This is a genomic window from Streptomyces sp. NRRL S-340 (assembly GCF_000720185.1).
Taxonomy (GTDB): Bacteria; Actinomycetota; Actinomycetes; order Streptomycetales; family Streptomycetaceae; genus Streptomyces.
The window spans coordinates 103556-123339 of sequence record NZ_JOIY01000034.1; the positions used below are offsets into that span (position 1 = coordinate 103556).

16 protein-coding genes are annotated in these 19784 nt (G+C 74.9%); 12 read left to right on the forward strand and 4 right to left on the reverse strand.

Annotated elements, in window-relative coordinates:
* Positions 1-59 precede the first annotated feature (59 nt).
* From IG64_RS43110 to IG64_RS25850, 8 genes are all read left to right on the forward strand, one after another.
* Positions 60-3353 carry a Cof-type HAD-IIB family hydrolase gene (locus tag IG64_RS43110; protein ID WP_063758839.1) on the forward strand — a complete coding sequence of 1098 codons (3294 nt, stop codon included), beginning with the start codon at positions 60-62 and terminating at the stop codon, positions 3351-3353.
* On the forward strand, positions 3350-5449 hold the full coding sequence (gene malQ / locus IG64_RS25820) for a 4-alpha-glucanotransferase (RefSeq protein ID WP_051813342.1): 2100 nt from the start codon (positions 3350-3352) through the stop codon (positions 5447-5449). Before IG64_RS43110 ends, malQ begins: the two co-directional genes overlap by 4 nt.
* Positions 5450-5457: 8 nt before the next feature.
* Entirely contained in the window at positions 5458-6702 is a 1245-nt protein-coding gene (locus tag IG64_RS25825; protein WP_051813343.1) for a sedoheptulose 7-phosphate cyclase, read from the forward strand.
* On the forward strand, positions 6695-7123 hold the full coding sequence (locus IG64_RS25830) for a cupin domain-containing protein (RefSeq protein WP_078884220.1): 429 nt from the start codon (positions 6695-6697) through the stop codon (positions 7121-7123). The genes IG64_RS25825 and IG64_RS25830 overlap by 8 nt, the downstream gene beginning before the upstream one ends.
* Positions 7113-8147, forward strand: a complete 1035-nt coding sequence (locus tag IG64_RS25835) for an ROK family protein (RefSeq protein ID WP_037860434.1) — start codon at positions 7113-7115, stop codon at positions 8145-8147. Before IG64_RS25830 ends, IG64_RS25835 begins: the two co-directional genes overlap by 11 nt.
* A 20-nt stretch (positions 8148-8167) precedes the next feature.
* Positions 8168-9226 (forward strand): SDR family oxidoreductase, encoded by a 1059-nt coding sequence (locus IG64_RS25840; RefSeq protein ID WP_158771640.1) that lies wholly within the window; start codon positions 8168-8170, stop codon positions 9224-9226.
* A gap of 264 nt (positions 9227-9490) precedes the next feature.
* Entirely contained in the window at positions 9491-10990 is a 1500-nt protein-coding gene (locus IG64_RS25845) for a GMC family oxidoreductase (RefSeq protein WP_158771642.1), read from the forward strand.
* Positions 10991-11082: 92 nt separating this feature from the next.
* On the forward strand, positions 11083-12027 hold the full coding sequence (locus IG64_RS25850; RefSeq protein ID WP_234438614.1) for an aldo/keto reductase: 945 nt from the start codon (positions 11083-11085) through the stop codon (positions 12025-12027).
* 218 nt (positions 12028-12245) lie between these two features.
* On the opposite strand, the gene IG64_RS25855 is transcribed toward IG64_RS25850, so the two are convergent.
* Both IG64_RS25855 and IG64_RS25860 read right to left on the reverse strand, forming a co-directional pair.
* Positions 12246-13112 (reverse strand): AraC family transcriptional regulator, encoded by an 867-nt coding sequence (locus IG64_RS25855; RefSeq protein ID WP_037860436.1) that lies wholly within the window; start codon positions 13110-13112, stop codon positions 12246-12248.
* A gap of 116 nt (positions 13113-13228) precedes the next feature.
* Entirely contained in the window at positions 13229-13495 is a 267-nt protein-coding gene (locus IG64_RS25860) for a hypothetical protein (protein ID WP_037860438.1), read from the reverse strand.
* A 135-nt stretch (positions 13496-13630) separates the two neighbouring features.
* Here IG64_RS25860 and IG64_RS25865 point away from each other — a divergent pair, with 135 nt between their 5' ends.
* Positions 13631-14431 (forward strand): GNAT family N-acetyltransferase, encoded by an 801-nt coding sequence (locus tag IG64_RS25865; RefSeq protein WP_037860440.1) that lies wholly within the window; start codon positions 13631-13633, stop codon positions 14429-14431.
* A gap of 73 nt (positions 14432-14504) precedes the next feature.
* On the opposite strand, the gene IG64_RS25870 is transcribed toward IG64_RS25865, so the two are convergent.
* Both IG64_RS25870 and IG64_RS25875 read right to left on the reverse strand, forming a co-directional pair.
* A complete protein-coding gene (locus tag IG64_RS25870; protein WP_051813348.1) occupies positions 14505-15524 on the reverse strand; it encodes an alpha/beta hydrolase in 1020 nt (339 codons plus the stop codon).
* Between the two features lie 26 nt (positions 15525-15550).
* Positions 15551-16765, reverse strand: coding sequence for a cytochrome P450 (locus IG64_RS25875; RefSeq protein WP_199811653.1), 1215 nt, complete (start codon positions 16763-16765; stop codon positions 15551-15553).
* Between the two features lie 205 nt (positions 16766-16970).
* Here IG64_RS25875 and IG64_RS25880 point away from each other — a divergent pair, with 205 nt between their 5' ends.
* The 3 genes from IG64_RS25880 to IG64_RS25890 all read left to right on the forward strand — a co-directional run bounded on the left by IG64_RS25880 (position 16971) and on the right by IG64_RS25890 (position 19645).
* A complete protein-coding gene (locus tag IG64_RS25880) occupies positions 16971-17732 on the forward strand; it encodes an NPP1 family protein (protein ID WP_037860442.1) in 762 nt (253 codons plus the stop codon).
* A 172-nt stretch (positions 17733-17904) separates the two neighbouring features.
* Entirely contained in the window at positions 17905-18375 is a 471-nt protein-coding gene (locus IG64_RS25885; RefSeq protein ID WP_037860444.1) for a cation:proton antiporter regulatory subunit, read from the forward strand.
* 4 nt (positions 18376-18379) lie between these two features.
* Positions 18380-19645 (forward strand): cation:proton antiporter, encoded by a 1266-nt coding sequence (locus tag IG64_RS25890; protein ID WP_037860446.1) that lies wholly within the window; start codon positions 18380-18382, stop codon positions 19643-19645.
* Positions 19646-19784 lie beyond the last annotated feature (139 nt).

Sequence of the window (19784 nt, forward strand, 5' to 3'; positions counted from 1 at the left end):
GGACACCCCGGGAGCGGCGTGCGGACGGGACACGGACGCACGACGCGCCCGCGGACGCGATGCACATCATCCACTTCGCCTTCGAGTGCGGCGGGTTCGACAACCGGCTCATGCGGGGCGGGCTGTCGCCGCTCGTGTGGAACCTCTCGCGCGAGTACGCGGCCCGCGGCCACCGGGTCTCGCTGGTCACGCCCGCCCACGGGCTGCTCGGCGCGCTGCGCCGCGACCACGCGATCGAGGAACTCGACTACGTCCACGAGCACCGGGTGCCGCTCGTCCTGGACCCCAAGGTGTGGCCCGGCCACCCGCCGGAGATCACGCTGGACCTGACCACGCGGGCGCACCGGCTGCGGCTGGAGGGTGTGGACGTCTACTTCCTCTCCGACGCCTTCCTGGACCTGCTGCCGGACCGGCTGTACCCGCCGCCGGGCACCGAGGGCCGGGACCTGGCCCACTTCAAGCCCCTGGTCTTCCAGGTGGCCGGGGCCCACTTCATCCGCCGCCACCTCGGCGGCGGCCCGGCGGTGGTGCACGGTTTCGAGCCGTACTACCACTACCTGCTGCCGCCCCTGTTCGCCGGCGACCCGCTGCTGCGCACGGTGAGCACGGTCGCGGCGAACGCGCCGGTGACGCAGAAGGTGTACCGGCCGCAGGTGGAACGGCTGCTGGCGCTGTTCGGCGTGGAAGCGGACCTGGACGCGCCGGACGCGCGGCCGCCCGCCGAGGACAGTGCGGCGGCGACCATGGCGCGGGCCCTGGCGGGGACCCGGATGCACGTCGAGTACGGCCCCGACCACGTCTCCTTCCTGCCGCTGATCATGGCCCACGCCGATCTGGTCGACTTCGTCTCGCCGGGCCAGCGCGACCACTGCGCCACCTTCCGCGACACGCCTTTCGAGAGCCTGTTCGCGACGCTGCCGCTGGCGCGGATGGTGCGCGAGCGGGCGGACAAGCTGCTCATGGGCGGCTGCGGGATATCCGACAGCTGGCTGGCCCGCGATCCGGGCGCCGTCGACCGGGCGGCCGTCCTGCGCTCGCTGGGCCTCGACCCGGAGCGCCCGGTCTTCTACCACGCCGCCCGGTACGCGGTGCACCACAAGGGCCAGTTGGAGCTGATGCGCGCGGTCGAGGAGGTCCTGGCGGCCGATCCGGAGGTGAGCTTCGTCCTGCGGTTCGCCACCGGCGGGGGCGGGGCGGCGGCGGCCGGTCCGGCGAACGCCCACTTCCAGGCCGTCGCCGACCGGTATCCGGACCGGGTCCACCTGGACTGGCGGCTGGCCGGCGAGGACACCCTGTTCGAGCAGGCCGCCTGCGCGGACTTCTGCGTCTTCCCCTCCAAGTACGAACTCGACGGGTTCCTCATCGCCCAGGCCGAGGCCATGGCGTGCGGGGCGGTGCCGCTGGCCACCGCGCAGACCGTCACCGCCCACTTCGGGCACGCCCTGCCGCCCGGGGACCCCGCGTCGACGGGATTCGCGCTGCCGGGCTCCTTCCGCGACGACGACCCGGCGCTGGCCGGTGCGCTGACCGCGCGCATACGCGAGGCCGCCGCGCTGTGGCGCACGGACCGCGACGCGTACACCCGCCTGTCGGAGCGGGCCCGCGCCACCGCCCGGTCCTTCACCTGGCGGCACAGCGCCGACCTGCGGCTGGCGGCCTTCGCGGACCTGCTGGACGGCCGCCGCAGACCGTACCCGGTCCAGGACGCCGTACGGTACGGCTGGTTCGACGCGCTGCCCGCCGCGGCCTGGACGGAGCACCGGGCACTGGTGGCCCGGTCGGCGGCGGCGCTCGGCGACGTGGACGCGTACGGGCGGTGCGCGCCGCTCGACGAGGCGGCCTGCGAGCGGCTGTTCGCCGCCGCGTACGCGCGGGCGGACTTCGTCCGGTGCGCGCGGGTGGCGCGGGCGGCGGGCCGTCAGGACTGGGCGGCGCGGCTGCGCGGGCGCTGCCGGACACGGCAGGACGCGGCGGGCCGCTGGCACGTCACGTACACGCACCCGGGCGCGCGCCACGTCGACGTGGCGGTCACCGGGACGGTGCGGGCCTCCGACCTGGAGTCCCGTGCCGAGGCGGTCGCCTCCGACGAGGCGGTGCCGGCCGGCAGCGGGGTCGTCCTGGCCCCGCTGGCCCCGGCCGGGGACGGTGTCTTCCGGGGCACCCTGGACGGGCCGCCCGTCGGCCGGCACCTGCTCGTCATGCTCACCCTCGCCTCGGGCCGGGTCACCTGGGACAGCATCGAGGTGGCCGCCACGGCCGGCGGACAGGACAAGGTGACCTCCGAGGGCGCCGAAGGCTCCGGGGGCTCCGGGGGCTCCGGGGGCTCCGAGGCGACCGTCCGGGTGGCCGCGCCCGCCGGCGGCCCGGCGGGCGCGGCCCGGCCGCCGTTCCGGCTCGTGGCCACCGACCTCGACGGCACGCTGCTGCGCGACGACCTCACGGTGTCCGCGCGGACGCTGCGCGCCCTGGCGCGCGTACGGGAGGCGGGGGCGCGGCACCTGGTGGTCACCGGCAGGCCCGCCACGGCCTGCAAGCAGTACCTGGCCGCGCTCGGCTACCGCGGACTCGCCGTGTGCGGGCAGGGCGCGCAGCTCTACGACGCCGGTGCCGACCGGCTGCTGACCTCGGCCTCGCTCGACCTGGACCTGGCGCGCAGTGTGGTCGAGCGGGTGGAGGCCGCGCTCGGGACGCTGGAGCTGGGCGTGGTGACGGCCCCGCCGGAGAGCCGGTTCAAGGTGACCCCGCGGTTCGGGGAACGGGTGCGGCACGGCTGGGACGTGACCACCGACCGCGGGCTGCTGTGGACCGATCCGATCGACAAACTGGTCCTGCACCATCCGGACGTCCCGGAGGACGAACTGGAGTCCGAGGCCCGGCGGTTGTGCGGGGACGAGGTCACCGTGGTGCACTCGGTGCGCGGCATGGTGGAGGTGCTGCCGCCGGGCACCACCAAGGGCGCCGGGGTGGCGCGGGCGGCGGAGCTGCTGGGGCTCACCGCCGCCGAGACGGTCGCCTTCGGCGACATGCCCAACGACATTCCCCTGCTGGCCTGGGCCGGGCACGGGGTGGCCGTGGGCAACGCCCACCCGGCCCTGCGGGCGATGGCCGACGAGATCGCCCCGGGCAACGACGAGGACGGCGTCGCCGTCGTCCTGGAACGCCTCTTCGGCACGGCGGAGGAGACCGGTGACGCCGGTGGGACCCGTGACGTCACTGAAACCGGTGACATCGGTGCGGCCGGTGACGCCGGTGCGGCCCCTGACGTCCATGGGACCGGTGCCGTCGGTGCGACCGGCGGGGCCGGGGAGTCGCCGCGGTCGCGCCCGCACCCGGTGCCGGAGCGTGGCGCATGAGTGAGGCCCTGCGCGAACTGGCCCGTGCCCACGGGATCTCCACCGCGTACACCACCGACCGGGGCCGGCGGGTCTCCGTGTCGCCGGACACGCTGGTGGCCGTGCTCGCCGCCTGCGGGGTGGACGCCTCGACGGACTCGGCGGCCGGCGCCGCGCTGGCCGCCCACCGGGCGCGTGCCGCGGCCCGGCTGCTGCCCGACTGCGTCGTGCTGCGCGGCGCGGACGCGGCCCGGCCCGCGCTGCCCGAGGGGGCGGTGGCCGAGGTGGAGCTGGAGGACGGCGGCGGCCGGGCCGCCCTGTCCGGCCCGCTGCCGATCGGCCGGCACACCCTGCACGTGAGCGCGCGCGGACGTGACGCGTCGGCGCCGCTGCTGGTCGTACCCGAGCGGCTGCCCGTGCCCGAGGGCCGCCACTGGGGGTTCCTCGTCCAGCTGTACTCGGTGCTCTCGCGCCGTTCCTGGGGCATGGGCGACCTGGGTGACCTCGCGGAACTGGCGTCCTGGTCGGGCCGGTCCCTGGGCGCGGACTTCGTCCAGCTCGGCCCGCTGCACGCCGTCGAGCCCGGACCGCTGCCCGACCCGTCGCCCTACCGCCCCGGCACCCGCCGCTTCCCCGACCCGATGCACGTACGGGTGGAGGCGGTACCGGAGTACGCGTACCTCACCGGCGAGGCCCGCCGCCGCGCCGAGCGGTGCGCCGAACGGGCGCGGGCGCTGAACGAGGCCGTGCTGCGCGGCGACGCGCTCATCGACCGGGAGACCGTGCGGTCGCTCAAGCACGAGGCGCTGCGCGCGGTGCACGAGGTGCCGCTGACGCCCGGCCGGGCCGCCGCGTTCACCGCGTTCACCGCGCGCGAGGGCCGTGACCTGACGGACTTCGCCACCTGGTGCGCGCTGGCCCAGGTGCACGGCGGTGCCTGGCGGTCCTGGCCGGCGGGGCTGCGCGACCCGCGCTCGCCCGCCGTGGCGCGCGCCCGCGAGGAACTCGCCGCCGAGGTGGACTTCCACCGCTGGCTGGCGTGGATCACGGACGAACAGCTCGCGGCCGCGCAGACGGCGGCGACCGGCGCGGGCATGGGCATCGGGCTCATCCACGACCTCGCGGTCGGGGTGGCCCCGGAGGGCGCCGACACCTGGGCGCTGGCGGACTGCCTGGCCGCCGGGATGAGCGTCGGCGCACCGCCGGACGACTTCAACCCGCACGGCCAGGACTGGGGACAGCCGCCGTGGCGCCCCGACGGGCTCGCGGCGACCGGCTGGCTGCCGGCCGCGCGGCTGCTGCGCGCGGGCCTGCGGCACGCGGGCGCGCTGCGCATCGACCATGTGATGGGCCTGTTCCGGCTGTGGTGGGTGCCCGAGGGCCGGCCGCCTTCGGAGGGGACCTACGTCCGTTACGACGCGGAGGCGATGCTGGGCACGGTCATGCTGGAGGCGCACCGGGCCGGGGCGTCGGTGATCGGCGAGGACCTGGGCACCGTGGAGGCCGGCGTACGGGAGTTCCTGCACGCGCGCGGCGTCCTCGGCACGTCCGTGCAGCGGTTCGAGTACCTCGGGGGTTCCGAGGGCCGGCACGGCCCGCTGCCGCCCGAGCGGTGGCGCGCGGACTGCCTGGCCACGCTCACCACGCACGACCTGCCCACCACGGCCGCCTGGCTGAGCGGCGAGCACGTCGAACTCCGCTCCCGGCTGGGCCTGCTGACCCGCCCGGAGGCCGAGGAGAAGGCCGAGGCCGCCGCCGAGCGCGACGGCTGGCTGGCGGAGCTGGAGCGGCTCGGGCTGCTGCCGGACCCGGAGGGCGACGTCGTCGCGCTCCACCGGTTCCTGTGCCGCACCCCGGCCCGGCTGCTCGGCGTGTGGCTGCCGGACGCCACCGGTGACCTGCGCCCGCAGAACATCCCCGGCACGTCGTCGGTGCACCCCAACTGGCGGCTGCCCGTCAGCGACGGCCGGGGCCGCCCGGTCCCGCTGGAGGAGCTTCCCGGCCGGCCCCTGGTACCGGCCCTGACCCGGGTGTTCGCGGCCCTCGGTCAGCGTGGCGCGGAAACCCGCGAGACATGTGAACCCAGTAATACGTGTGAGAAGACCGAGGAAGACTGAGGAGACAGATGTCAGGCCAGGTTCTTGACCGGGTCGGCCAGCCGCTCGCGGGGGTCCGCGAGGACGCCGGCGGCTTCGATCTGAGGGCACCGGACGGCACCCGTTACCGGGTCGACCTCGCCGGTGGAGTGCTCGATGCGGACAACACCCTGCTCGCCGACGCCGTGGACGGCCGCCGTGTGGTGGCCTACGTCAGTCCGGCCGTCGACCGGCTCTACGGCGCCCGGATACGCGCCTACCTCGACCGCCATGTGCGGCCGGGCCAGTGGACCCTGCACGTCCTGCCCACCGGCGAGCACCGCAAGACGCTCGCCTCCGTGGAGCACGTGTGTGCGGTCGCCAAGGCGGACGGCCTCGACCGGCACGGGGTGATGCTCGCGGTCGGCGGCGGCATCGTCGCGGACGTCGTCGGTTTCGCCGCGTCCATCTACGCGCGCGGGATCCGCTACATCAAGGTCAACACCACCCTCGTCGGCCAGGTCGACGTGGGGGTGGGCGTCAAGACCGGTGTCAACGCGCTGCACACGAAGAACATGTTCGGCGCCTACCACCCGGCGCACGCCTCCCTGAACGACCCCGCCTTCCTGGCGACGCTGCCGTCCCGGGAGATCCGCTGCGGCCTCGCGGAGATCGTGAAGATGGCCGTGATCCTCGACGAGGACCTCTTCCGGACGCTGGAGCGGCACCCGGACGTGTTCCGCGGGCCGGCCGGCGAGAGCGGCGCGGACCGTCCGCACGGCGAGCTGGAGGAGTACGTCCTGCGCACGTCGATGCGGCTGATGATGGAGGAGCTGTGCCCGAACCTGCGCGAGCACGACCTCGCCCGGCTCGTCGACTTCGGCCACACCTTCAGCCCCGTCGTGGAGACGGCGGGCGAGCACCGGCTCCGCCACGGTGAGGCCGTCGCCGTCGACATGGCGCTGTCCGCGCACGTGGCGAGGCTGCTGGGCCTCGCGGACGAGGAGACCTGCGAGCGGATCGTCCGGCTGCTGCGCGCGATCGGGCTGCCGGTGTTCGACCCGGACACGTGCACGCCGGAGCTGATGACGCAGGCGCTGCGGGCGTCCTGGCAGCGGCGGGGCCGCAAGCTGCACCTGGTGGTGCCGACCGGGATCGGCAAGGCCGCGTTCGCGGAGGAACTGGAGGACGTGCCCGGGGACGTGCTGGTGGCCGCGCTCGGCGCGCTGGCCGAGGACGCGGGCACACCGGACACCGGGCGCGCAGGCGCGGGAGCGGAGCGGCGCGATGCCTGACGAGGACGTGGTCAATCTGCGGGAGCTGCTGACGGGCAAGGAGCGTGACCACGACGGCCTCGGCACGATCCTCGCCCACCGCCTCTTCGCGCGCAGGCCCGGCTCGCCCGGCGCGGAGTTCGTCGACCTCGCGGTGCTGCCGCCGGGCACCTCGATCGGCCGGCACCGGCACGGCGCCGACCGGGAGACGTACGTGGTGCTCGACGGCGGCGGGCTGATGTACCGGGACGGCAGGGAGTTCCGGGTGGGCCCCGGCGACGTGGTCGTCAACGAGCCCTACGGGGAGCACGGCCTGCGCAACGACTCCGCCCACGAGGACCTGCGGCTGCTGGTCTTCGAGGTGGCGGTGCGCGAGGAGCGGCGCGACGGGCCCGGCGGAGCGGCGCACGGGGAAGGGGCGGACGGTGCCCATGGCGCGTGACGACGGCACCTTCACCGTGCTCGACGTGGGCGGCACGACGCTGCGGATCGGCGCCTACGACCCGGCGACGGGCGTGCTGTCCCGGGTGCGCCGGATGCCCGTCGAGGGCATGCACCGCGACCCCGGCGCGCCCGTGCCGGTGCTCCAGCGGCGGGTGGTGGACCAGATCGTGCGGGAGGTCGGCGCGCACACCGGCGGGCGCGTCCCCCGGGCCCTCGGAGTGGCCTTCGCCGGTCCCATCACCGCGGGCGGCCTCGTCCTGGCCGCCCCGACGGTGTGGGGAAGGCGCGGCGACCCGCTGCCCCTGGGCGACCTGCTCACCGAACGGACCGGGGCACCGGCGGTCGTCGTCAACGACCTGACGGCGGCGGCCTGGCGGTACGCGGCCACCGAACCGGGCGACTTCTGCCTGCTGACCGTCAGTTCGGGCATCGGCAACAAGGTGTTCCGCGGCGGTGAGGTCCTCGTCGACGCCGACGGCCACGGCGGGGAGCTGGGCCACTGGGTGTGCGACGTCTCCGCGGACGCGCCGCCGTGCGACTGCGGGGGGCGCGGCCACCTCGGCGCGATCGCCTCGGGCCGGGGCGTGCTGGCCGCCACGCGGCGGGCCGCCGCGGCCGATCCGGCCGGTTTCGGCCGCTCGCGGCTCGCCGCGCTGTGCGGCGGCCGGCCCGAGGACATCGACAACCGGGCGACGGCCCGCGCGGTACGCGAGGGCGACGCCTTCGCCACCGAGGTGCTGCGCGGCACGCTCACCCACCTCGCCCAGGCGGTCTCGGCGGTGTTCACGTCGATCGGGGTGTGCCGCTACATCCTGATGGGCGGCTTCGCGCTGGCCGTCGGTGAACCCTACCGGCGGCTCCTGGTGGGCGAGTTGACCCGGCTCGGCTGCTTCGGCCTGGACGCGGGACAGGTCGACGCGATGGTGTCGCTGGGAGTGGCCGACGACGACCACGGGCTGATCGGCGCGGGCCGCCTGCTGACCGAGCGCACGCCGGTCCCCTCCTCGCAGGGGGCGCCGTGAACGGCCTCACGGAAGACGGCGTGAACGGCCACGCGGGGGGCGCCGCCGGCGATCACCCGGCACCGGGCGCCGCGAGCGTCCCCGTCCCGGGCGCCGCGAACGTCCGGACGCCGGGCGCCGCGGGGGCGGCGCGCACGCTCGTGGTGGGCAGCGGGCTGATCGGCTCCGCCCTCGCCCGTCGGCTGATCGCCTCGGGTGAGGCGGTGACGCTCGCCTCGCGCCGCCGCCCCGTCCCGGCTCCGGAGTCGTACGGGGTCCGCTGGGAGGCGCTGGACGCCACCGACCGGCGGTCCTGCGGCCGGCTCCTGGCCCGGGTCCGTCCCGACCGCGTGGTCCTGGTGCACGGCCCCTCCGACGCCACCTGGTGCGAGGAACACCCCGAGCAGGCGCGGGCCGCGCACGTCGCCGTGGCGGAGAACTTCGCCGCCCTGGCCCGGGACGCGCGGATCGTGCTGGTCTCCACCGACAACGTCTTCGACGGCACCTCGGCGCACAACACCGAGAGCACGCCCGTGAGCCCGGCCAACGCCTACGGCCGGGCCAAGCTCGCGGCCGAAGGGGCGCTGCTGTCCGCGTCCCCGGGCGCCGTCGCGCTGCGCGTCAGCCTGGTCTACGGTCACGAGGGCGCCGACGCGGGCAAGTGGCTCAACTTCTTCGCCGTCTGCGCCCACCGGCTGCTGCGCGGCGAGCGCGTGGAGGCCCCCGACGACCACTGGACGACGCCCGTGGTCCTGCCCGACGTGGCCGAGGTGACGGCGGCCCTGCTGCGCACCGCGGACCCGCTGCCGGCGGTGCTGCACCTGGGCGGCCCGGACCGGGTCACCCGCGCGGAGTGGGCGGCGGTGATCGCCGGGGCCCTGGGAGCACCGCCCGGCCTGGTCGTCCCGGTGCCCCGGGCCCGGACGCGCTACGCCTCCCGCCCGGCGAACGCCTGCCTCACCAGTGAGGTGCTGCCCGCGCTCCCGGCCACGGAGAAGCTCACCGTGCGGGGCGTGGCGGAGGGGGCCCGGCTGCTGGCGCCCGCGTTCACCGGCAGCGGCACGGACACGGGCACGGACCCGGGCCCTGCGCGGTCGTAACACCCGCGTCCCGCGTGCCCCGTCCAGCCGTAGGGCGCCCGCGGTCCCCGCGCGGCCGCGGCGTGCCCCAGGACGCCGGGCAGCCGCAGCGCGCCCGTGGTCCGTGCGACCGTGACGCGTCCGTGGCAGCCCGGTGGCCGGGCGCCGGCCGGCGCACCCGTCCGCCCGCCGTTCACCCCTCCCTCCATCCAGCCCTTCACCCCGCCGTTCACCCCGCCGTTCACCCCGCCGTTCACCCGGCGACGACACCTCATGGGAGCAGCCATGGCAAGCTCATCGATCCCCTCCGGCTACGACGTCGTCATCCTCGGCGGCGGTGTGGCGGGCTGCGTGCTGGCGGCCCGGCTCAGCGAGGACCCCGGCCGCTCGGTCTGTCTCGTGGAGGCGGGCCCGGACTACGGTCCCAGGGAGCGGGACTGGCCGGAGAAGGTGCGCAACGCGCGCGCCCTGCCCCGCGAGGACGTGTGGGAGCGGCACACCGCGTTCTACCGCATCCGCGCCCGCGTGCTGGGCGGCTCCTCGTGCATCAACGGCTGCTGGAACACGTGGGGTTCACCGGCCGACCACGCCGAGTGGGTCCGCGCGGGCGGCGAGCGCTGGTCGGCCCCGGCGATGGACCCGTACCGGCGCGGGGCGGTGGAGCGGATGGGGCTGCGCACGGTCCCGGACCGCGAACTGTCCGCGTGGAGCGAGGGCGCCCTCGATGCGGCCGGCCGGCTGGGCTACCCCGAGGTCGACATGGGCTCGGCCGAGGGCGGCCCCGGCCGTGGCCGGCCCCTGCTGAACGCCGTGGACGGCCTGCGCCGCAACGCGGCCTTCGCCTACCTGGACCCGGCGACGCGGGCCCGGCCCAACCTGACGGTGCTCAGCGGCGCCCTGGTGGACCGGCTGACCGTGCGCGGCGGGCGCGTGCACGGCGTGCGGGTGCACGCGGACGGCGGGCCCACGACGCTGACGGCCGGGACGTACGTCCTGGCGGCCGGCACCTTCGGCTCGCCCGCCGTGCTGCTGCGCAGCGGCCTCGGCCCGGCCGCGCACCTGGCGGAGAACGGCATCCGCTGCGAGGCGGACCTGCCCGGGGTCGGCGCGAACCTGTCCGACCAGCCCGGGGTGTTCCTGCCGCTGTCCCCGACGCCCGCGCTGAACGCGGCGCTGGCCGCCAAGGAGGCCGCCGGGGAACTCTATGTGAGCCGGATGCTGGTCAGGGCGGCGAGCGAGCGCTGCCCCGACGGGGCGTGGGACCTGCACCTGCTGCCCACGGCGGGTCCGCCGCTGTTCGGGAAGCTGCCGCCGGGCGAGTACGAGGCCGGGGTGTCCGCCTTCCTCATGAAGCCGGTCTCCCGCGGCCGGGTCCGGCTGCGTTCGGCCGACCCCGCCGAACCGCCCGAGATCGACCCGGCGTTCCTGACCGACCCGGACGGACACGACGTCGCCGTGCTGCGCTCGGGACTGGAGAAGGCGGCGGACCTGGCCACCGCCCTGGGCTCCCTGGCCGGGCCGCCGGCCGACGGCGGCGTGCCGGTGCGTGAACTGTCCGACGCGGACCTGCGCGACCGGGTGGGCACCTACTGGCATCCCGTGGGGACCTGCGCCATGGGACCGCAGGACGACCCGCTGGCCGTGGTCGACGGCGAGGGCCGGGTGCGGGGCGTGGCGGACCTGCGGATCGCCGACGCCTCCGTACTGCCGACGGTGCCGGCCGCGAACACGCAGCTGCCGGTGCTCGCCGCCGCCGAGATGCTCGCCGACGCCCTGCGCGCCTGACCGGCCCGGCGGCCGCCGCTGCCCCCTCTCCCCTCCCTCTCCTCCCCTCCCTCTCCTCCTTGCCTGTCACCTCTCACCCGACGGAGACCGCCATGACGGCACCCCCCGACATCCGCGCGCACCGGCTGCTGTACGGCTGCATGGGCCTGGGCGGCGGCTGGGACACCCTCCCGTACACCGCCGAGGACGTGGGGCGGGCCGAGGCGGCCGTCGAAGCGGCCCTGGCCGCGGGCATCACGGCGTTCGACCACGCCGACATCTACCGGTTCGGCAAGTCGGAGGCCGTCTTCGGCGAGGTGCTCGCCCGCGCCCCGGGCCTGCGCGAGCGGATCACCGTGCAGACGAAGTGCGGTATCCGGCTGCCCGAGGGCGACCGGGTGGGCCACTACGACCTGCGCGCCGCGAGCATCGTGCGCCGGGTGGAGGAGAGCCTGGCACGGCTGCGTACGGACGCGGTGGACGTGCTGCTGCTGCACCGGCCCGACCCGCTCGCGGACCCGGACGAGATCGCCGGGGCCCTCACCTCCCTGCACTCCCAGGGCCTGGTACGGCAGTTCGGCGTGTCCAACATGAGCGGGCCGCAGATCGCCTCCCTCCAGGCCCGGCTGGAGGTGCCGCTGGTCGTCGACCAGCTGGAGATGAGCCTCGCCCACCGGGACTGGGTGGAGGCCGGGGTGCTCTTCAACACCCCGGCCGCCGCCGGGACCGGCTGGCCGCCGGGGACGGTCGAGCACTGTGCGGCGGCCGGCATCCGGCTCCAGGCCTGGGGGGCACTGGCCCGGGGCCGGTTCGCCGAAGGCGACGACACCCCGGCCGGCCGGCTCGTCGCCGATCTGGCCCGGCGCAAGGGGACGACACCGCAGACCGTCCTGCTGTGGTGGCTGCAGCGCCACCCGGCGGGCATCGCCCCGGTCGTCGGCACCACGCGCCCGGAGCGCATCCGCGCCTGCGCCGACGCGGTGAGCGGCGAGACCCGCCTCTCCCACGAGGAGTGGTACGAACTGTGGGTGGCCGCTCGCGGCACCCCGCTGCCCTGAGAGCCGCGGACAGAAGCGCGCCCCGGCGGTCGGCGCCCGGCACGCGCCCTGCGCCGCGTGGCCGGAAGGCCCTGACAGCTCCGCCACCAGGACCTTCCGGCACCTTGCGACCGCACGCACCGGACACCGCCCGCCGACCGGAACCCGTTTTCGTCCGCTGCTCTGCACCGCACGGCCTCGGCGCGACGGGCGCGCCCCGGCCGGCCGCCGCCTCCGGCTCAGCTCTCCTCCCGCTCCACGGGCAGCCACAGTTCGGCGTCCGCCCCGGTCCCGCCCTCCTGCGCACGGGTGCGCAGGATCTCGGGGCCGGGGCGGCTGCGGTACGGGTTGGAGGGGAACCACTGGGTGAACACGTCGTGCCACAGCATCTGGATGGCCTCGGGTGCCGGGCCGGAGGTGGTGAACACCGCCCAGGTGCCGGCCGCAACCGCCAGGGACGTCATGCCGTCGGGGACGGCGGCGGAGGTGATCGCCCCCTGGTAGTAGTCGAACTCGGTGCCCTCGGCGCGCGAGGGGTCGAGGCCGTCGCAGACGGCGACCACCCCGTGCGGTTCCTGGTCCGACAGCTTCTCCAGCCGCTCCAGGGCCGGCCGGCCCAGTCCGCGGATGAAGTCGGTCATCGGCTGGTTCGGCCCCAGGTGCACCAGGGGCAGCCGGGCCTTGTACCCGACGACGGTGAAGTCCGGCCGGTCCACTACGCGATATCGCATGCTGCTGCTTCCTTCGACGGTGAGACGGAAGGACAGCCGGGGCTGGGAGACGAGTGCGGCACCCGTACGGCGGGCCTCGCCGGGCCCGACGCCGTGCATGGCGCGGAACGCCCGGGCGAACGCCTCGCCCGAGCCGTAGCCGTGGCGCACCGCGATGTCCAGCAGCGAGTCGCGTCCGGCGAGGACCTCGGCGCCCGCGACGGTGAGCCGTCTGCGCCGTACGTACTCCGACAGCGGTATGCCCGCGAGCGAGGAGAACATCCGGCGCAGGTGGTACTCCGACGTGGTCGCGATCCGCGCCAGCGCGGCCACGTCGACGGACTCCGACAGGTGGTCCTCGATGTGTTCCATGGCCTGGTTGAGCCGCTCCAGCACTCCCGGTCCCCTTCCTTCCTTTCCTGTGTCCACCACGCTAGGCAGCCGGTCCGGTGCCGGACCCGACATTCCGTGCCCGGATCGATCGGGTGCGCCGGCGGCCGGCCCGCGCCGGATCAGGGCAGGTCACCGCGCCAGTCGAAGCGGCCGGGATCGGCGGGGCGGGGCGCGTACACCGTCCGGCCGCCGGGGCCGTACCTGCCTATCTCCGTCGGCAGGACGACACTGTCCGCGCGGGTGTGCGCGGGCCGGTCGGTGACGTCCAGCAGCAGACCGTCCAGCGGCCCGGCCACCAGTTGCGCGTAGCGGCGCCCGGGCCGGGGCGCGGCGTCCTCGTGGTCGGAGCCGTAGACCCGGCCCCGCATGAAGTCCTGCTCGTCCATACGCAACAGGGTCGCAGCCACCACTGACAGCGGGCCCGCCGGTGGACCGCGGGGGACGTCGTGGTGAACCGCGGACGGGCGGTGGCCGTGTTGTACTCGGACGATTCCCGCACGTCGAGGCAAGGGAGTGGGACAGTGGCGGATCTCGCCGAGTCGATCGAATCCATGGAGCAGCTCGCGGCCGTGTGGCGCATGATGGTGCTCGACCGCGACCCGGAGGCGGACGTACGGGACTTACCCGGGGTCGCCGTGCGCTGGGCGGACTGCCGGTTCGCCTTCTGGAACTGCGTCACGCTGACGGACGTCGGCGCGGACGCGGACCTCCTGGCCGAGCGGCTGGGCCGTGCGGCGGACGTCATGCGGGGCAAGGAGCACCCGGGCTTCCTGTGGGTGTTCGAGGACCTGCTCGACGAGGGGGCCCGGCAGGCGCTGCCGGCGGCGGCCGGGCGGGCCGGGCTTACACCCGCCTTCCCCGGTACCGGGATGGCCGGGGACATCCTGCCCCTGCCCGATCCGGTCCACCCCGACCTGACCTTCGCACGGGTGACCACGGACGACCAGCTCCGGGCGTACGCGGACCTCAACTCGCGCGCCTACGGCTTCCCGCTGGAGGACGGCCGCGACGGGCTCCTCGGCTCCACGCTGTGGAAGGACGACGCGTACGCGTACCTGGCGCTGCGCGACGGAGTGCCGGTGGCGTGCGCGGCGGCGGTGGAGGCCGACGGCCGGCTGTTCGTGGCGCTGGTCGCCACCGACCCGCGCCTACAGCGCCGCGGCTACGGCGAGGCGGTGACCCGCAAGGCGCTGCACGAGGGGGCGCGGGCCACCGGCCTGACCCGCGCCACCCTGCACGCGACGGCCGCCGGCGCGCCCGTCTACCCGCGCATCGGTTTCCGTCCGAACTCCCCGATGCACTTCTACGCGCTGAAGGCCTGAGCGGACACGAAGCCCGCGCACGAAACCCGAGCACGCGGCCCCGGCCCGCGGCCCGCGCACGCTGCCCGGCGGGTCAGCGGGCCAGGACGCGGCGCAGCCAGCGCAGGCGTGCCGCGCGGGCGTCCCGGGAGACGGCGGTGTCCGGGGCGATCTGGTCGAAGCCGTGGAAGCCGCCCGACCAGACGTGCAGTTCGGCGTCGCCGCCGGCCCGCCAGAGGGACGCCGCCAGGGCCACGTCCTCGTCGCGGTAGGTCTCGGCCGCGCCCGCGTCGATGTAGAAGGGCGGCAGCCCTGCGAGGTCGGTGGCGCGGGCGGGTGCCGCGTAGGGCGGGACGCCGGGGGTGCCCCGGGTCTCGCCCAGCAGACAGGCCCAGCCGACGTCGTTGGCGTGCCGGTCCCACACGCCGCGGCCGGTCATCTGGCGGGCGGAGTGCGTGTCGTTGCGGTCGTCGAGCATGGGGCACATGGCGAGGACGCCGGCGAGGGCGGGACCGCCGCGGTCACGGGCCATGAGGGCGACGGCGGTGGCGAGTCCGCCGCCCGCGCTGCCTCCGGCCACCACGATCCGCCGCGGGTCGCCGCCGAACCCGTCGATGTGCCGGGCCACCCATTCCAGGCCCGCGTAGCAGTCCTCCACCCCGGCGGGGTAGGGGTGCTCGGGCGCGAGCCGGTACCCGGCGGAGACCACCACCGCGCCCAGCGGCGCCGCCCATTCGCGCAGCACGCCCGCGAGTCCGGTGCGGTGTGTCCCGCCGATCATGCCGCCGCCGTGCAGGTGGTAGACGACGGGGGCGCCCTCGCGCAGGGAGGCGGGGCGGGCGACGAGCAGGGGGACGGCGGGGGCTCCCGCGGGGCCGGGCACGCGCCGCTCGTGCACGTCGAAGGCGCCGCCGTCGCTCAGTTCCTCGTCCGTGGGGTCGGGGGAGGTGCCGGCGAGCAGGGCCCGCCAGCGGGGGACGTCGGCGGGCGAGGACGGCTCGGCGCCGGGGGGAACGGCCGGGCCGTCGAGGAAGGCCGCCAGCTCGGGGTCGAAGGGTACGGGCGGACCGGTGGGAGCGGAGCGGTCCTGGTGGGGGGTGCGGGGGTGGTGCATGTGTTCCTTTCCGTGCGGGGGCCTCGTCACCAGGTGACCGGCAGTTCGTGGACGCCGTAGATGAGCATGTCGTGTTTGAACGCGACGGCGTCGTGGGGCACCGCGACGCGCAGGTTCGGGAACCGGCGCAGCAGTGCGGGGTAGGCGAGTTGCAGTTCGGTGCGGGCCAGGTTCTGACCGAGGCACTGGTGGACGCCGTGTCCGAAGGCGAGGTGCCTGCGGACGTCGGCGCGGGCGGGGTCGAAGCGGTCGGGGTCGGTGAAGACGGCCGCGTCACGGTTGCCGGCGGCGTTGGCCAGGATCACTCCCTCACCGGCACGGACCAGCCGGCCGCCGACCTCCACGTCCTCGGTGGCGACGCGGGCCAGTCCGCTGTGCGTGATGGTGAGGTACCGCAGCAGTTCCTCGACGGCGGACGCCACCCGGGCGGCGTCGCGGCTGTCACGGACGAGGGCGAGCCGGGCGGGGTCGCCGAGGAGCACGAGGGTGCCGAGCGCCGTCATGTTGGCGGTCGTCTCGTGCCCGGCGACCAGCAGGGACACGGCGATCTCCACGAGGAGGGCGGAGCCGAGTTCGCCGCCGCGCACTCGTTCCACCACCAGGGAGCTCAGCAGGTCGTCTCCGGGCGACCGCTCCTTGGCGGCGATCAACTCGCGCAGGTAGGAGGCGAGTTCGGCGCGGGCTGCGGTGAACTCGTCGACGGTGCTGTCCCGGGCGATCATCGCGCGGGCCGCGTCCTGGAACAGCGGCTGGTCCTCGCGGGGCACCCCGAGCAGTTCCCCGATGACCAGGGAGGGCATCGGCAGCGCGAAGTCCTCGACCAGGTCGGCCGGAGGGCCCGCGGCCTCCATGCGGTCCAGCAGACCGTCGATGATCTCCTGGATCCGGGGGGCCAGCGCGGCCACCCGCCGGACGGTGAAGTGCCCGGCCAGCATCCGTCGCTGACGCGCGTGCTCGGGGTCGTCCTGGGTGACGAACGCCTGGATCTCCGCGGCTCCCTGCGCCTTGAAACCCGCGCTCGGCGAGGGGAAGCCGGGCCGGGAGGGGTCGGCGCTGAAGCGGGGGTCGGCTAACACCGCGCGCTGGTCGTCGTGGCGGGTGACCAGCCACGGGGTGCTCCCGTCCCAGATGCGCACCCGCGCGGGGGCCTCACGCTGTCGCAGTTCCGTGTACAGCGCGGGCGGGTCGAAGGGGCAGCCGGCCGTACGGTCGGCCGGAAAGGCGGGGGGTGACGAACTCATGTGGATGTTCCTTCTGCTGTGGAAGTACGCGGACACCTGACACAAACATGTGCCATACAAACATGCTTCAGGAGAAACCTTAAGCGCGCGGGTCCCGCCCGGCGGGCCGGAGCGTCCGGGCACCCTTGCACCGCCCACCACCCTGTGCCAGCTTGATGGTGCATCAACTCACCTGCCTTGCTCGTCAGTTGGGAGGACTCCCGCCATGCGCCGACGGTGCGTCCCGCTCCTGTCCCTGCTCGGTGTGCTGACCCTGGTCTCCCTGGTGTTCCCCGCGCACGCCGACGCCGCCGTCCTCACGCTGCTGCCGCAGAACGCCGACGGTCTCGAACAGACCTTCTCGCCCGCCTACGACTACGACGGCGACGGCTGCTACGCCACCGCCGCCATCGGTGCCGACGGCACCCTCAACCCGGGGCTGCGGCTGGGCGGTGACGTCAACGGCCACTGCCACGACTACGCCCAGCTGGCCAACGCCAACACCTACTCGCGGGAGAAGTGCGACCAGGGCTGGTGCGCGGTCATGTACGCCAGTTACTTCGAGAAGGACCAGGCCACCCTCGGCCCGGCCGCGATCGGGCACACGCACGACTGGGAGCACGTCGTGGTCTGGATCAACGACAACCAGGTCAAGTACGTCTCCGTGTCCCAGCACTCCGGTTACCAGGTGGCGTCCGCCTCGTCGGTGCGGTTCGACGGCACCCACCCCAAGATCGTCTACCACAAGGACGGCGTCTCCACGCACTGCTTCCGGTTCGCCGGGAGCAACGACGAACCCCCGGAGAACGTCACGGGCGGCTGGTTCTACCCGCGGCTGGTCGGATGGAACGGCTACCCCGCGGGCTTCCGCGACAAGCTGATGGGCGCGGACTTCGGCGCGGCCACCATCAAGATCAGGGACGGCGACTTCGCGTACGCCCTCGCCCACTCCATGCCCGCGGGCATCCCGTTCGACCCGAACGCCTGACAGCCCCGCCGGGGCACGTCCGCGCCCCCGCTCCCACGCTTGCCTCCTCCGCCGCCCGGTGACCGCCCTCGCCGCGCGGCGGAGGCGGTCGTTAGGGTGTCCCAGGCGGTTGGCAAAGAAATGGTCAAGCCGCATGGAACCAGCGAGGGAGACAAGCGTGGGAGCTGCACGCATGAGCAACACACCGCTGCCGGGCATCGGCACGCGCTACGACCTGACGACCCGCGAGCAACGCCGCCTGTCGGTGGTGGCCCACCGGGACGGCACCCGGACGCTCAGCGCCTACCGGGAGGACGACGCCGACGCGTGCGCGCTGTCGGTGCGGCTGACACCGGGCGAGTCGGAGAGCCTCATCGACGCGCTGATGCCGGCGCACCACAGTCCGAACCTGCTGTCGACCACCGAACTGGGGCTGGTGGCCGAGCGGATCACACTGTCCGCCACCTCGTACTGGAACGGCAGGGTGCTGGGCGACACGCAGATGCGGACCCGGACCGGCGTGTCCATCGTGGCCGTGCTGCGCCGGGCGGAGGCGGTGCCCTCCCCCGGCCCCGACTTCCGGCTCGCCGGCGGTGACGTGCTGATCGTCATCGGCACCCTGGAAGGCGTGGACGCTGCCGCCGGAATACTCGGGCGGGAGTGACCGCATGCACTCGACCGCTGTCTTCCTCATCGAGTTCGGCGCGATCCTCCTCGGACTCGGACTGCTCGGCCGGTTCGCCGGGCGGCTGCGCTTCTCACCGATCCCGCTGTACCTGCTGGCCGGGCTGGCCTTCGGGGAGGGCGGGCTGCTGCCGCTCGGGGCCAGTGAGGAGTTCGTCGCGATCGGCGCCGAGATCGGCGTCATCCTGCTGCTGCTCATGCTCGGTCTGGAGTACACGGCCAGCGACCTGGTCTCCAACCTGAAGACCCAGTACCCGGCCGGTCTCGTCGACGCCGCTCTCAACGCGCTGCCCGGCGCTCTCATGGCGCTGCTGCTGGGCTGGGGGCCCGTGGCGGCCGTGGTGCTCGCCGGTGTCACCTGGGTCAGTTCCTCCGGCGTCATCGCCAAGGTGCTGGGCGACCTGGGCCGGCTCGGCAACCGCGAGACACCCGTGGTGCTGAGCATCCTCGTCCTCGAGGACCTGTCCATGGCCGTGTACCTGCCGATCGTGACGGCGCTGCTCGCGGGCAGCGGTCTGGCGGCGGGCAGTGTCACCCTGGCCATCGCCCTCGGTGTCGCCGGGCTGGTGCTGCTGCTCGCGGTGCGCTTCGGCCGGCACATCTCCCGGTTCGTCTCCAGTGACGACCCGGAGAAGCTGCTGCTGGTCGTACTGGGCCTGACGCTGCTGGTCGCCGGTGTCGCCCAGCAGCTTCAGGTCTCCGCCGCCGTGGGGGCGTTCCTGGTCGGCATCGCCCTGTCGGGTGAGGTCGCCGAGGGCGCGCACCATCTGCTCGCACCCCTGCGCGACCTGTTCGCCGCGGTGTTCTTCGTCTTCTTCGGCCTGCACACCGACCCCGCGGACATCCCGCCGGTCCTCCTGCCCGCCCTCGCGCTGGCGGCCGTGACCACCCTGACGAAGATCGCCACCGGTTACTGGGCGGCCAGGCGGGCGGGTGTCTCGGTGAAGGGCCGCTGGCGGGCGGGCGGCACGCTGGTGGCGCGCGGTGAGTTCTCCATCGTCATCGCCGGGCTCGCCGTCACCGCGGGGACCGAGGCCTCGCTCGGCCCCCTGGCCACCGCGTATGTGCTGATCCTCGTCATCATGGGTCCGCTGACCGCCCGTTGGACCGAGCCGCTGGCGCTGCGCCTGGTCCGCGCGCGGGGCCCGGAGGCGCCCGCGGAACCCACACGTCAGGACACCGCGAAGGCCTCCGTCCCGGCGCCGCGCGGTGCGGTGGAACACCGGCAGGACACCGCCGGTCCGTCCTGATCCCGGGGCGCCGGAAGGCATGTTCACCACCGCACGGGGAACGGTCGGGACACCTCCCTCGGGGGGCGTCACGTCAACTGTGAAAGGCCACTGCTCGCACCATCCACTACGCTGCCACCAGCCACATGGCCCATAATCC